Source organism: Halomonas sp. NYA30 (assembly GCF_976980765.1).
Genome location: NZ_OZ334477.1, coordinates 4,569,851 through 4,583,313, shown reverse-complemented (window position 1 = coordinate 4,583,313; position 13,463 = coordinate 4,569,851). Strand labels below are relative to the sequence as shown.

Annotated in this window: 14 protein-coding genes; all 14 read left to right on the top strand. The window is 53.7% G+C overall.

The window, feature by feature from the left end; translation table 11 throughout:
• Nucleotides 1-238 precede the first annotated feature (238 nt).
• The 14 genes from mnmG to mgtE all read left to right on the top strand — a co-directional run bounded on the left by mnmG (nucleotide 239) and on the right by mgtE (nucleotide 13,454).
• Nucleotides 239-2,143 (top strand): tRNA uridine-5-carboxymethylaminomethyl(34) synthesis enzyme MnmG, encoded by a 1,905-nt coding sequence (mnmG, locus tag ACWI0H_RS21265; protein WP_485874489.1) that lies wholly within the window; start codon nucleotides 239-241, stop codon nucleotides 2,141-2,143.
• Nucleotides 2,140-2,799, top strand: a complete 660-nt coding sequence (gene rsmG, locus ACWI0H_RS21260; RefSeq protein WP_485874488.1) for a 16S rRNA (guanine(527)-N(7))-methyltransferase RsmG — start codon at nucleotides 2,140-2,142, stop codon at nucleotides 2,797-2,799. Before mnmG ends, rsmG begins: the two co-directional genes overlap by 4 nt.
• Before the next feature lie 48 nt (nucleotides 2,800-2,847).
• Nucleotides 2,848-3,615 (top strand): ParA family protein, encoded by a 768-nt coding sequence (locus tag ACWI0H_RS21255; protein WP_485874487.1) that lies wholly within the window; start codon nucleotides 2,848-2,850, stop codon nucleotides 3,613-3,615.
• Nucleotides 3,616-3,666: 51 nt separating this feature from the next.
• Nucleotides 3,667-4,596, top strand: coding sequence for a ParB/RepB/Spo0J family partition protein (locus ACWI0H_RS21250; protein WP_485874486.1), 930 nt, complete (start codon nucleotides 3,667-3,669; stop codon nucleotides 4,594-4,596).
• Nucleotides 4,597-4,839: 243 nt separating this feature from the next.
• Nucleotides 4,840-5,232, top strand: a complete 393-nt coding sequence (locus tag ACWI0H_RS21245; protein ID WP_485874485.1) for an ATP synthase subunit I — start codon at nucleotides 4,840-4,842, stop codon at nucleotides 5,230-5,232.
• A gap of 31 nt (nucleotides 5,233-5,263) precedes the next feature.
• Nucleotides 5,264-6,091, top strand: a complete 828-nt coding sequence (gene atpB / locus ACWI0H_RS21240; protein WP_485874484.1) for a F0F1 ATP synthase subunit A — start codon at nucleotides 5,264-5,266, stop codon at nucleotides 6,089-6,091.
• A gap of 63 nt (nucleotides 6,092-6,154) precedes the next feature.
• Nucleotides 6,155-6,382 (top strand): F0F1 ATP synthase subunit C, encoded by a 228-nt coding sequence (gene atpE / locus ACWI0H_RS21235; RefSeq protein WP_007112217.1) that lies wholly within the window; start codon nucleotides 6,155-6,157, stop codon nucleotides 6,380-6,382.
• A gap of 76 nt (nucleotides 6,383-6,458) precedes the next feature.
• The gene (locus tag ACWI0H_RS21230; protein ID WP_064232398.1) at nucleotides 6,459-6,929 is read left to right on the top strand and encodes a F0F1 ATP synthase subunit B; all 471 of its coding nucleotides are present in this window, start codon (nucleotides 6,459-6,461) and stop codon (nucleotides 6,927-6,929) included.
• An 11-nt stretch (nucleotides 6,930-6,940) separates the two neighbouring features.
• Nucleotides 6,941-7,477 carry a F0F1 ATP synthase subunit delta gene (locus ACWI0H_RS21225; protein ID WP_485874483.1) on the top strand — a complete coding sequence of 179 codons (537 nt, stop codon included), beginning with the start codon at nucleotides 6,941-6,943 and terminating at the stop codon, nucleotides 7,475-7,477.
• A gap of 16 nt (nucleotides 7,478-7,493) precedes the next feature.
• A complete protein-coding gene (atpA, locus tag ACWI0H_RS21220) occupies nucleotides 7,494-9,038 on the top strand; it encodes a F0F1 ATP synthase subunit alpha (protein ID WP_485874482.1) in 1,545 nt (514 codons plus the stop codon).
• Between the two features lie 65 nt (nucleotides 9,039-9,103).
• Nucleotides 9,104-9,991: a F0F1 ATP synthase subunit gamma gene (atpG, locus tag ACWI0H_RS21215; protein ID WP_485874481.1), complete on the top strand. Its 888-nt coding sequence runs from the start codon at nucleotides 9,104-9,106 to the stop codon at nucleotides 9,989-9,991.
• A gap of 73 nt (nucleotides 9,992-10,064) precedes the next feature.
• Complete coding sequence (atpD, locus tag ACWI0H_RS21210) at nucleotides 10,065-11,444, top strand: F0F1 ATP synthase subunit beta (protein WP_101145102.1); 1,380 nt, start codon at nucleotides 10,065-10,067, stop codon at nucleotides 11,442-11,444.
• Nucleotides 11,445-11,468: 24 nt separating this feature from the next.
• Nucleotides 11,469-11,897 carry a F0F1 ATP synthase subunit epsilon gene (locus ACWI0H_RS21205; RefSeq protein WP_008959070.1) on the top strand — a complete coding sequence of 143 codons (429 nt, stop codon included), beginning with the start codon at nucleotides 11,469-11,471 and terminating at the stop codon, nucleotides 11,895-11,897.
• A 174-nt stretch (nucleotides 11,898-12,071) separates the two neighbouring features.
• Nucleotides 12,072-13,454, top strand: coding sequence for a magnesium transporter (mgtE, locus tag ACWI0H_RS21200; protein ID WP_485874480.1), 1,383 nt, complete (start codon nucleotides 12,072-12,074; stop codon nucleotides 13,452-13,454).
• Nucleotides 13,455-13,463: the final 9 nt, after the last annotated feature.

Genomic DNA, 13,463 nt, shown 5'->3' with positions numbered 1-13,463 from the left:
GATAAGTCGCTTATACACAGAAATTGTCCACACTAGTAATTACAACATTTACAGAACTTCTCTTATTTTATATTTATGTTGTTATTAATAACGGAGGGTTGGTGATTTGGGGTGTGGAAAAACCTGACGGTTACCCACAGGGGGTTTATACTTGCCGGCTCATTGATCTAAGGTGGCCATGTCTGAGAACTGCACTGGCCACATCATCCGTGCCGAAAGGCGCAAGACGAGGTGCCTCTTGAATTATCCCGACCGCTTTGACGTGATTGTCATCGGCGGTGGCCATGCGGGAACTGAAGCCGCATTGGCCTCTGCTCGTATGGGCTGTCAGACCCTGCTGCTCACCCACAACATCGAAACCCTGGGCCAAATGTCGTGTAACCCCGCGATTGGCGGCATCGGCAAAAGCCATTTGGTTAAGGAAATCGATGCGCTGGGCGGCGCCATGGGGCTTGCCACGGATTTAGGTGGCATCCAGTTTCGCGTGCTCAATGCCCGCAAAGGGCCTGCCGTTCGGGCAACCCGTGCCCAGGCTGACCGCATCCGCTATAAATCCGCTATCCGCGGTATGCTGGAAAACCAGCCCAACTTGACGATCTTCCAGCAGGCTGCTGGTGATCTCATTGTGGATAACGACACCGTGCGTGGCGTTGTCACGGAAACCGGTATTCGCTTCCATGCTGAAAGCGTCGTGCTGTGTACCGGCACATTTTTGGGTGGTGTGATTCACATTGGCTTGGATCAAAGCAAGGGTGGTCGAGCAGGTGATCCGCCTTCCAACGCACTGGCCGAACGGCTGCGTGCGCTGCCATTTCGCGTCGATCGGCTGAAAACCGGCACACCGCCACGTATTAATGCCAAAACCGTGGATTTTTCCCAGTTGGAAGAACAACCCGGTGACAGCCCTACACCGGTCATGTCCTACATGGGGTCACGGGAAATGCACCCTCGGCAGGTGAGTTGCCACATTGCTCACACCAATCAGCAAACCCACGATCTGATTCTGGCGAATCTTGATCGCTCGCCGATGTATTCCGGTGTGATCGAAGGAATTGGGCCCCGTTACTGCCCGTCGATCGAAGACAAGGTTCATCGCTTTGCCGATAAATCCAGCCACCAAGTGTTCATCGAACCCGAAGGCCTGGATACCCACGAGCTTTACCCCAACGGTATCTCGACCTCGCTGCCGTTTGACGTGCAGATTCAAGTCGTGCGTTCGATTAAAGGCCTGGAAAATGCCCATATCACCCGGCCTGGCTATGCCATCGAATACGACTTTTTTGATCCGCGAGACTTAAAACACTCGCTGGAAACAAAATTTATCCACAACCTGTTTTTCGCTGGTCAGATCAACGGCACCACTGGTTACGAAGAAGCCGGTGCTCAAGGTTTGCTAGCAGGCTTGAATGCCGCACGCCGCGCTCAAGAGCTAGACGCTTGGTATCCCCGCCGCGATGAAGCCTATCTCGGTGTGCTGGTTGATGACTTGATCACTATGGGCACCAAAGAGCCCTACCGCATGTTCACTTCCCGTGCGGAATACCGTCTGCTGCTGCGTGAAGACAACGCGGATCTGCGCTTAACCGAAACGGGTCGCAAATTGGGTCTCGTCAATGACTCTCGCTGGACCGCGTTTAGCCAAAAACGCGAGGCCATCGAGCAAGAGAGCGCCCGCCTGGATACTATTTGGATCCAGCCCGGAACTCCGGCGGCGGAACAAGTGGCTGAAAAAACCGGATCAGCGCTATCACGCGAGTATCGACTGAGCGATCTGCTCAAGCGTCCGGAACTCAGCTACAGCGATCTAGCCAATCTGCCCGGCATCGAAGGCACGCTGGTGACCGATCCCGCGGTTGCCGAGCAGGTTCAGATTCAGGCTAAATATCAAGGCTATATTGAACGTCAGCAGGATGAGATCGATAAGCTCAAACGCCACGAAGCCACGCCGCTACCTGCAGAGTTGGACTATTTAAAAGTGGAAGGCTTGTCTAACGAAATTCGCCAGAAGCTAGCCGAAGCGCGGCCGGAAACCCTCGCCCATGCGGCGCGAATTTCAGGTGTCACCCCGGCGGCTGTGTCTATTTTGTTAGTGCATCTGAAAAAGCGCCGCTTGGTAGCAGCGGCAGAGGTCGTTAACGGATGAGTTCGTTGACCCCACTGTTGAAAACGCTTCCTACAAGCGTTGCACCACGTCTCGATCAAGGGCTTAGTCAGTTGGCTATCAGCGTTGACGACCATCAGCGCGAGCAACTGCTAGGCTTATTGGCACTGTTGCACAAGTGGAACCGGGCTTATAACCTCACAGCGGTGCGCGACATTGACGAAATGGTGTCGCGCCATGTGCTCGATAGCGCTGTCGTAATGCCCTATGTACACGGGCCCCGGCTGCTGGATGTAGGCGCTGGCCCAGGGCTACCCGGTATCGTGCTGGCTATTTTAGCGCCCGAGCTAGAGGTAACGCTGCTGGACAGTAATGGCAAAAAGGTGCGTTTTCAGCGCCAGGCGGTAATGGAGCTTGGTCTTAAAAACGTGACGCCTGTGCAGGCACGGGTAGAGCAGTTTGAGGCCGCAGCTTTTGATCAGGTGATTTCGAGAGCGTTTGCTAGCTTGGTCGATTTTGTCACCTTGACCCGCCAGCTACCCAGCGTGGATGGCCAGTGGCTAGCGATGAAAGGGCCGGGGGCGGACGAAGAACTGCGTGATCTGCCCCCCGATATACGTTTACACAAGCGTTATCTGCTGGAAGTGCCCTTTGAAGCGGCCCAGCGGCAGCTGTTGGTTCTAAATAGTGAAAGCTGAATGTCAAAAGCTGAACGTTGATTCTGACCCCAAGAAGGAGTTGAGTAAGTGAGCCAGATCATTGCCCTGACCAACCAAAAAGGCGGCGTGGGCAAGACCACTTCAGCCGTTAATCTGGCAGCCAGTCTCGCAGCGCTCGACCGTCGCGTACTGTTGGTGGATCTTGACCCCCAAGGTCATGCCAGTATGGGCAGCGGCATTGATAAATATGAGCTCGATAAAAGCGTGCTCGACGTCCTGCTGGGTGAAGCAACGGCAGCTGAAACCATCGTCAAAAAGCTAGCGGTAAAATACGACGTTCTGCCGGGTAACGGTGACCTCACCGCCGCCGAAGTCGAGCTATTGGATCGTGACAAAAGTGAAAGTTGCCTGACCACAGCGCTTGGGTCAGTCGCGGATGAGTACGATGTGGTGCTGATTGACTGCCCACCGTCTTTGAATATGCTCACCGTCAATGCGCTAACGGCTTCTGATAGCGTATTGATCCCACTGCAGTGTGAGTTCTATGCGCTAGAAGGGTTATCGGCACTGCTTGATACCGTTGAGCAGATTAAGCAAAACGTGAATCCCGATTTAGCGATTGCGGGTATTCTGCGCACTATGTACGACAAGCGCACCAGCTTAACGCGGGAAGTGGATAAGCAGCTGCGTGACTACTTTGGCGATATGCTGTTAAAAACCACCATACCGCGCAACGTTAAAGTTGCCGAAGCGCCGAGCCACGGGCTACCCGTGACGCAATATGCCCGGTTTTCCCGGGGCAGTCAGGCCTATCGTGTATTGGCGAAAGAGATCATTCGTCGCCTTGCACTGTAAACACGATTTGCACTCTAAAAGCTACGCGCTGTAAAAAATGAGGGAAAGCGAATGACGCGTAAACCCGCGCTGGGACGTGGCCTGGATGCCCTAATTGGTGCCGGTGCCCGTCGCCGTGACAGTTTAGAGCTTGCCGGTAGCGGCACACCGTTGGAGCTTGCGGACGCAACGAAAAGCACCGCAACCGACGAAGTGACCGAAGATCGTCTGGAACGGCTACCGTTAGGCCAATTAACCCGCGGTAAATATCAGCCGCGGCGCGATATTCAGCCTGAAGCGTTAGAAGAGCTGGCCGATTCTATTCGTGCCCAGGGCGTGATGCAGCCCATTGTTGTGCGCCCGATCGGCGTTGATCGCTACGAAATCATTGCCGGTGAGCGCCGCTGGCGGGCAGCCCAACTTGCAGAGCTTGACGTTATCCCGGCAGTGATCCGGGAAGTTAGCGATGAAGTTGCCTTGGCGCTGGCGCTGATCGAAAATATCCAGCGTGAAAATCTCAATTCTATTGAGGAAGCCATGGCGCTCAAGCGCCTGGGCGAAGAGTTTGAGCTTACCCAGCAGCAGATTGCCGACGCAGTGGGTAAATCGCGCACTCAGGTAGCCAACTTGCTGCGCCTGCTGGCGCTAGACCCCGAAGTACAAACGCTGCTCGAACGGGGCGATTTGGATATGGGCCATGCGCGGGCGTTGCTAACGTTAAATAGCGCCCAGCAACGCCAAGTAGCTCATGAAGTGGTCAATAACGATATGACCGTTCGGGCAACCGAAGCGCTGGTGAAAAAAGTGCAGACCAGCCAAGCCCCTATTAAAACGCCTAGCCGTCCAAACAAACAGCCCGATGTGGCAAAACTGGAAACCCACCTTGGCGAGTTACTGGGCGCGCCGGTCTCGATTGATCATGGTCAAAAAGGCAAAGGTAAGTTAACGATTCGCTACACCAGCCTGGAAGAACTGGATGGAATCTTAAACCATATTAAATAGCAGGCTATTCAATATCGCGTAAGAAGCGGACACGTTTTCCCCCTTTGGTCGCAAATCAGCCCTTAAGCGGGCAAAATCGATGCGACTTCGGTTGAAGGTGTGATAGCGCTTCCCTATAATCGCGCAAGATTTGTGCAGGTTGGCTGCGATTGTCTAGGAATACGCTTGTCGAGATATAACGATTTTTATGTAAAAGCTGGGTGTTATTTCAGAACGCTATGTCAGAGAGCTATTTAGAAAGCTATGCAGCGATACGAAACCCGGCGGCGAAGAGCCTATATCGTTCGACTTACCATCGCGCAGTTGATTGTTACAGTAGTGGGCATGGTGCTTGGCTACATGCTTGGGCAAACGGAAGGTTTGTTATCTGTATTGCTAGGAGCCTTAGTCGCGCTGTTGCCCCAGGCGTTTTTTATTCAGCGAATGGGGTTTTTTCACGCCAAGCGCCGAACACGAGGAGCAATTCACTTATTTCGCGCTGAAGCAGGCAAGTTTGGTTTGACGGTGGCACTGTTTGTCGCAGTGTTTGTAGTAGCGCCCCCCTCAAACCCCGCTTTATTTTTTTACGCTTACGTCGCGGTTGTTCTAACGCATTGGCTGACGCCTTGGTTAATCCCAAAAAATGCTAATGCCTAGAGATCGCACAACTAATTGAGGTGACACATCCATGGCCGCAGGAAACGAAGTCTCTTCGACTTACTATATCCAGCACCACTTGCAGAACCTGACCTTTGGTAACCACCCCGTTAATGGTTGGTCGCTGGCACACTCTGCTGAAGAAGCCCGTGAAATGGGCTTTTGGGCCATTCACCTAGACACCATGGGCTGGTCCATCGCCATGGGGTTGCTGTTTATCTGGGTTTTCCGTAAAGCCGGTAAAATGGCGACTACCGGAGTACCCGGCGGGCTACAAAATGCGGTAGAGATGGTGGTCGAGTTCATCGAAAACTTGGTTAAGGCCACTTTCCATGGGCGTAACGCAAACATTGCACCGCTGGCGCTAACGCTGTTTGTCTGGATTTTGCTGATGAACACGCTGAAGATCATTCCAGTGGACTATTTTCCAGTGTTGTTCGCCAAGCTCGGCGTCGACTATATGAAAATCGTCCCAACGACTGACCCCAATGCCACACTCGGCATGGCGTTAGGCGTGTTTGGCCTGATTATTTATTACAGCCTTAAGGTGAAAGGCGTCGGTGGTTTCGCCAAAGAGTTGTCACTTACTCCGTTCAACCACTGGGCGCTGATTCCTTTCAACCTAGTGCTCGAAATTATTGGCTTGCTGGTGAAGCCGCTTGGTCTCGGTCTACGTCTTTTCGGCAACATGTTTGCCGGTGAAGTGATCTTTATTTTGATCGCCCTGCTGCCGTTTTGGGCTATCTGGCTATTGGATGTGCCGTGGGCCATCTTCCACATCTTGGTGGTCACTCTGCAGGCCTTCATTTTTACAACCCTATCGGTTGTCTATCTGAGCGCTGCACACGAACACCATTAACCTAGCAATAACGTTTTCATTAACCCTCAACCTTAACCAAAACTTAAACTCAGGAGCTTTATCATGGAAATGGTTTATCTATCAGCTGCCATCATCATCGGTCTGGGCGCACTGGCTACCGGCATCGGCTTCGCTCTGTTGGGCGGCAAACTGCTTGAGTCAACTGCGCGTCAGCCTGAATTGGGCGACCAACTGCAAACCAAAACCTTCATCATGGCCGGCCTGCTGGATGCTGTTCCGATGATCGGTGTTGGTATTGCGATGTACCTGATTTTCGTTGTTGCCGGTTAATGACAGCTCAGCCGAGCGCTAAGCGCTCGGTTTTGTTTCACTCCGGTCGCCACGAACTTGTCAGAGGTACATTCCTGTGAATATCAACATGACGCTAATCGGGCAAACGATCGCCTTCGCGATCTTTGTCTGGTTTTGCATAAAGTATGTGTGGCCTCCGATCAGCAACGCGCTTCATGAGCGTCAGAAAAAAATTGCTGATGGCTTGGACGCAGCTAGCCGTGCTAACCGTGATCTTGAGCTTGCTCAAGAACGCGCTGAGCAGACGCTGCGTGAAAGCAAGGAGCAAGCTTCTCAGATTCTAGAGCAGGCCAACAAACGCTCTGCCCAGATGATTGAAGAGGCCCGCGAGCAAGCCCGTGCCGAAGGTGAACGCCTTGTAGCCAGCGCACGTTCAGAGATTGAGCAAGAAGTGAACCGTGCAAAAGACGAGCTTCGCGCCCAAGTCTCTTATCTCGCTGTTATGGGTGCCGAGCGTGTTCTTGAAGCGTCGGTCGACGAACAAGCACATCGCAAGTTACTCGATGAGCTTGCTGCTGAACTGTAAGGAGGTGAATCATGGCGGAACTACTGACCGTCGCTCGTCCTTACGCTAAAGCAGCGTTTGAATACGCGCGTGATCATGATGCGCTTGATAGCTGGTCACAGTCGCTGAGCTTTTTAAGCTTTGCGGTAGCTGACAGCGATGTTCGTCGTTTGCTAGGCAGTCCAAAGCTTGAGAACGAGCAAAAAGTATCTCTGCTGGCCGATATGACACCAGGCGAGCAAGACGACGCTTTACGTCGTTTTTTAGATGTATTAGCAGACCAAGGTCGCTTGATGTCACTGAAATCAATCGCTGAGCAGTTTGAGCACCTACGTGCCGAACATGAGCAGCGTGTTGAAGTGAACGTCACCTCTGCTTACAAATTAGATAGTAAGCAGAAGACCAAGCTCGCGAACGCGCTCAAGAAACGTCTGAATCGCGAAATCTCCATTACTACTCAGGTGGACAAGTCGCTTATCGGCGGTGTCATCCTACGTGCTGGCGACACCGTTATTGACGGGTCGGTACGTGGTCGATTGAACCGCCTTTCCGAAGCGCTAACCGCTTGAGTCTGAGGGACATGGCATGCAGCAACTGAATCCTTCCGAGATCAGCGACATCATCAAGCAGCGAATTGAAAAGCTTGACGTCGCATCTGAAGCCCGTAATCAGGGCACCATCGTTAGCGTTTCTGACGGTATCGTGAAAATTCACGGCCTAGAAGACGCGATGTTTGGTGAAATGATTGAATTTCCTAACAGCATTTTTGGCATGGTACTTAACCTGGAGCGCGACTCCGTAGGTGCCGTGGTGCTGGGTGACTACCTGCAGCTTGAAGAGGGCATGACCGCCAAGTGTACCGGTCGTATTCTCGAAGTGCCGGTAGGCCCTGAGCTGATTGGTCGCGTTGTCGATGCGCTGGGTAACCCCATCGACGGTAAAGGTGAGATTAACGCTAAAATGACTGACGCCGTTGAGAAAGTGGCGCCGGGCGTTATTACTCGTCAATCCGTTGATGAACCGATTCAAACCGGTCTGAAGTCGATCGATGCCATGGTGCCGATCGGCCGTGGTCAGCGTGAGCTGATCATCGGTGACCGTCAGATTGGTAAGTCCGCCATTGCCATTGATGCGATCATCAACCAGAAAGGCAAAGGCGTGACCTGTGTTTACGTTGCCATTGGTCAGAAGCAGTCGACCATTGCCAACGTGGTGCGCAAGCTCGAAGAGCACGGCGCCATGGAGCACACTATCGTTGTCGCCGCTGGCGCTGCCGATCCGGCTCCCATGCAGTTCCTGGCTGCTTACTCTGGCTGCACCATGGGCGAATACTTCCGCGACCGCGGCGAGAACTCGCTGATTGTGTATGACGACCTTTCCAAGCAGGCCGTTGCGTACCGTCAGGTATCGCTGCTGCTGCGTCGTCCGCCCGGCCGTGAAGCTTATCCTGGTGACGTTTTCTATCTCCACTCGCGTCTACTTGAGCGGGCTGCGCGTGTTAACGCCGACTACGTTGAAAAGTTCACCAACGGTGAAGTGAAAGGCAAAACCGGTTCCTTAACCGCGCTGCCGATCATCGAAACCCAGGGTGGTGACGTTTCTGCGTTCGTTCCGACCAACGTAATCTCGATTACCGATGGTCAGATCTTCCTGGAAACCAACCTGTTTAACTCCGGTATTCGTCCGGCGATTAACGCAGGTCTGTCGGTTTCTCGTGTGGGTGGTTCGGCGCAAACCAAGATCATCAAAAAGCTCGGCGGTAGTGTCCGTCTAGCGTTGGCTCAGTACCGTGAGCTGGCGGCGTTCTCGCAGTTCGCGTCTGATCTTGATGAAGCCACGCGTAAGCAGCTTGAGCACGGCCAGCGTGTGACTGAGCTGATGAAGCAGAATCAGTACTCGCCGATGTCGATCGCTGAAATGGCGCTGTCTCTGTATGCCGCCAACGAAGGCTTCCTGGATGATGTCGAAGTGAACAAAGTGTTGGACTTTGAACGTGCGCTGCACGATTACATGAAGTCTGAACACGGTGATTTGCTCGACAAAATCAACCAGAGCGGTGACTACAACGGTGAGATTCAAGACAGCTTGAAGTCGGGTCTCGAGAAGTTCAAGGCGACTCAGAGCTGGTAATGTCTAGCCCGCCTGCGGGCGGGTTTGCATGCTTTCTGAGAGCCACGAACGAAGGGTAGATCGCTATGGCAGCTGCAAAAGAGATACGCACCCAGATCGGGAGCATTAAAAATACGCAAAAGATTACCAGCGCCATGGAAATGGTGGCTGCATCTAAAATGCGTAAAGCGCAAGATCTGATGAGAGCTAGTCAGCCTTACGCTAAGCAGATCCGCAACGTGGTCGGCCACATTGCCGACGCGAACCCCGAGTACACGCACGACTATATGGTCGAGCGTAGCGAGGTGAAACGCGTTGGTTACATTGTGGTCTCCACCGACCGTGGTCTGTGCGGTGGCTTGAACCATAATCTTTTCAAAGCCTTACTCAAACAGGCCAGCGAATGGAAAAAGCAGGGCGCAGAGCAGGATTTTTGTGCCCTGGGTGCTAAAGCCAGCACCTTTTTCCGTAACTACGGTGGCAATTTGGTAGCGGCGAAGAGCGGTTTAGGCGAAGCCCCGACCGTTGAAGGGTTGATTGGCAGTATTAAGGTCATGCTCGAAGCGTACGATGAAGGACGTCTCGACCGGCTGTACGTGGTGCACAACGAGTTTGTGAACACCATGACGCAAAGGCCAGTTGTGCGTCAGCTTCTTCCCTTGTCGCCTGATCTAGGCGCAGACGCTGAGCAAGACGACGAAAACGCCCGTCCCGGAAGCTGGGACTACCTGTATGAACCGGATGCCAAGGCGTTGCTCGATAGCCTGCTGGTTCGTTTCATCGAATCGCAGGTGTATCAGGCGGTAGTGGAAAACGGCGCTTGTGAGCAAGCCGCCCGGATGATCGCTATGAAAAGTGCCACTGACAACGCAGGCGGCCTGATCGACGATCTGGAGATGGTGTACAACAAGGCCCGTCAGGCCGCCATCACCCAGGAAATTTCTGAGATCGTCGGCGGCGCTGCTGCCGTATAACGCCTAGGGAGCCGACGCTTTTAGCGGCTCCCGGCAGACAGGTTTCATTTGCAGGTTTTAGAGAGGAACCAAGATGAGCGGACGTATCGTACAAATCATCGGCGCGGTGATTGACGTAGAGTTTCCGCGGGACTCTGTGCCCAAGGTCTACGACGCGCTGAAGGTCTCCGATGTTGAGACTATCCTCGAAGTCCAGCAGCAGCTGGGCGACGGCGTGGTGCGCACCATCGCCATGGGCTCCACTGAGGGCTTGAAGCGTGGCATGGCAACGACCAGCACAGGTGCTGCTATTTCCGTACCGGTAGGTAAGGAAACGCTGGGCCGTATTATGAACGTACTCGGCGAGCCGATCGACGAAGCAGGACCGATCGGTGAGCAAGAGCGTATGCCTATTCACCGTAAAGCACCGAGCTATGCCGACCAGGCAGCCTCTAACGAGCTGCTGGAAACCGGTATCAAGGTTATCGACTTGGTCTGCCCGTTTGCTAAGGGTGGTAAAGTTGGCCTGTTCGGCGGCGCCGGTGTGGGTAAAACCGTTAACATGATGGAGCTTATCCGCAACATCGCCACCGAACACAGCGGCTACTCTGTATTCGCCGGTGTTGGTGAGCGTACGCGTGAGGGTAACGACTTCTATCACGAAATGACTGAATCCAACGTTATCGATAAGGTATCGCTGGTTTACGGTCAGATGAACGAGCCCCCGGGTAACCGTCTGCGCGTGGCGCTGACGGGCCTGACCATCGCTGAGAAATTCCGTGATGAAGGCCGCGACGTACTGCTGTTCGTCGATAACATCTACCGCTATACCCTGGCAGGTACCGAAGTATCGGCACTGCTTGGCCGTATGCCGTCAGCGGTAGGTTATCAGCCTACGCTGGCTGAAGAGATGGGCGTTCTGCAGGAGCGTATTACCTCGACGAAAACCGGTTCAATCACTTCCGTACAGGCCGTATACGTGCCCGCGGATGACTTGACCGATCCGTCGCCGGCGACCACCTTCTCGCACCTGGATGCTACCGTGGTATTGGCGCGTTCTATCGCCGAATTGGGTATTTACCCGGCGATCGACCCGCTCGACTCCACGTCGCGCCAGTTGGATCCGCTGGTTGTCGGTGAAGAGCACTATGCGACCGCTCGCGGTGTGCAGAACGTTCTTCAGCGCTATAAAGAGCTTAAGGATATCATCGCCATTCTGGGTATGGATGAGTTGTCTGATGAAGACAAGCTAGCCGTATCTCGTGCGCGTAAAATCCAGCGCTTCTTGTCGCAGCCGTTCTTCGTAGCTGAGGTGTTCACTGGTTCACCAGGCAAGTATGTTTCGCTGAAAGACACCATCAGTGGCTTCCAGGGCATTTTGGCTGGTGAATACGACGAATTGCCGGAACAGGCCTTCTACATGGTCGGTTCAATCGACGAAGCCGTCGAGAAAGCCAACCAGATGAAGAAGTAATCCCGTCCATGAGGGGGATTCGCTATGGCGAATAGCTTTACTTGCAATATCGTCAGCGCTGAAGCATCCATCTTCTCAGGTACCGTTGAGCAGGTGATTGCTTCCGGGGTGATGGGTGATCTGGGCGTTTTGCCAGGTCACGCTCCGTTGCTGACTGAGCTTCAGCCGGGTCCGGTTCGCGTGATCTATGATGGTGGCGCAGAAGAGAACTTCTACGTCACTGGTGGCTTCATGGAAGTCCAGCCGGATGTGGTAACGATACTGGCTGATGCCGCATCACGGGCCAGCGACCTCAATGAGGCTGCTGCCGAAGAAGCGCGTCAGCAAGCGCTGAAAGCCTTTAACGATAAGTCATCGGAGCTTGATTATACTCGAGCGGCCGCTGAACTTGCCGAAGCCGTTGCTCAGCTGCGAACGATTCAGCAGCTGCGTAAAAAGGCGGGTAAAGGCTAATACCCACGCATTTGGCGTGGTACAGCGCCCCTTAAGCCCGTTATCAGGGTTTAAGGGGCGTTTTTTTGTTGGGTAGTAAGGATAGTAATATAAGTAAGTATGATGAGTTAGGTAATGGATTTTGTAATGGATTAAGTCGGCAGCACGACGTTTGTCAGTGTGAAGGGGAGAGCCATGGCACTTAACGATGAAAGCCTACAGCAATTAAAAGCCGAACTACTCGACGAGTTGGCCAAGGAAGTGCCTAGTAAATCGGTGCTCTCTTTGCGTTTGGCCGAAACCCGCTCCGCGGATATCGGTGAAGTGCTTGAAGAGATGATTGAAGACGATGAGGAGCTGCCAGCCGCGCTCGCGTTGCTCAATATTCTCTCTGCCGAGCGTGCTGCAAACGTACTGGGTTACTTGCCCGGTGAGAGCCAGCTTGAGGTCGTCAGGGAGCTGGACGACAGCCAGGTACTCAAGCTGCTGGAAGAGATGGGTTCAGACGAACGCGCCGACCTGTTTAATCTACTCAGTGAAGACCGCCGGGAAGCGCTGCTGCGTCGCATGGCCCATCGCGAGCGGGAAGATCTCAAACGGCTTGCCAGCTACGAAGAGGGTACCGCTGGCGCCATCATGACCTCTGACTATGTCTCTATAGCCAGTGGCATGACGGTGTCACAAGCGATGATGCGGGTACGCCAAACCGCGCCCGATGCAGAAACGGTCTATCAGCTCTATATCCTCGATAGTGATGGGCATTTGATCGGTACTATGTCGTTACGCCAACTGATGGTGGCACGCCCAGGCGCCATTGTGGATGACATCATGATCAAGGATGTTATCAGCACCCGCGTTGATAATGCTCAGGAAGATGTTGCCCGAATTGTGGCAAAGTACGACCTGTTAGCGCTGCCGGTGATCGATGCGGACGGCCGGATGGTTGGCATCGTGACCCACGATGACGCCATGGACGTGGCCGAATCCGAGGCCACCGAGGATTTCCATAAAGGGATGTCGATCGGTCAGTTAGAGGATGGCGTGAGCCGTGTGAAGCTCTGGAGCCTCTATCGCAAGCGAGTGTTTTGGCTAGTACTGCTGGTCTTTGCCAACCTGTTTTCGGGTGCCGGGATTGCCTATTTTGAAGAGACCATTGCCGCCCAGGTGGCGCTGGTATTCTTTTTACCGCTGTTGATCGGTAGTGGCGGTAATGCCGGGGCTCAGGCAGCCACGCTGATGGTGCGTGGTATGGCGACCGGGGATGTGGGCGTTAAAGATTGGGGGAAACTGCTTGGTCGCGAATTGCTCGTAGCGGGCTCGTTAGGTATTACCATGGCCATTGCAGTAACGCCGATTGGCATCATGCGCGGCGGTGAGGCGCTGGCCATGGTGGTCGCCTTTAGCATGGTGGTTATTGTACTGTTCGGCAGCTTGCTGGGTATGTGTCTGCCGTTTGTGCTGGAACGCTTTAATGTCGACCCAGCAACCGCATCGGCACCGCTGGTGACCACGCTGATTGATGCTTCTGGGGTGGTGATCTACTTCAGTATCGCCACCCTCATGCTATCCGGTCTATAAATAAGCGGT

Bases quoted from the DNA above. Each gene is read 5' to 3' on its own strand.
- atpG (WP_485874481.1), top strand. From the start codon at position 9,104: ATGGCAGCTGCAAAAGAGATACGCACCCAGATCGGGAGCATTAAAAAT.
- atpD (WP_101145102.1), top strand. From the start codon at position 10,065: ATGAGCGGACGTATCGTACAAATCATCGGCGCGGTGATTGACGTAGAG.
- mgtE (WP_485874480.1), top strand. From the start codon at position 12,072: ATGGCACTTAACGATGAAAGCCTACAGCAATTAAAAGCCGAACTACTC.
- atpE (WP_007112217.1), top strand. From the start codon at position 6,155: ATGGAAATGGTTTATCTATCAGCTGCCATCATCATCGGTCTGGGCGCA.
- ACWI0H_RS21225 (WP_485874483.1), top strand. From the start codon at position 6,941: ATGGCGGAACTACTGACCGTCGCTCGTCCTTACGCTAAAGCAGCGTTT.
- atpB (WP_485874484.1), top strand. From the start codon at position 5,264: ATGGCCGCAGGAAACGAAGTCTCTTCGACTTACTATATCCAGCACCAC.
- rsmG (WP_485874488.1), top strand. From the start codon at position 2,140: ATGAGTTCGTTGACCCCACTGTTGAAAACGCTTCCTACAAGCGTTGCA.
- atpA (WP_485874482.1), top strand. From the start codon at position 7,494: ATGCAGCAACTGAATCCTTCCGAGATCAGCGACATCATCAAGCAGCGA.
- ACWI0H_RS21245 (WP_485874485.1), top strand. From the start codon at position 4,840: ATGCAGCGATACGAAACCCGGCGGCGAAGAGCCTATATCGTTCGACTT.
- ACWI0H_RS21250 (WP_485874486.1), top strand. From the start codon at position 3,667: ATGACGCGTAAACCCGCGCTGGGACGTGGCCTGGATGCCCTAATTGGT.
- ACWI0H_RS21205 (WP_008959070.1), top strand. From the start codon at position 11,469: ATGGCGAATAGCTTTACTTGCAATATCGTCAGCGCTGAAGCATCCATC.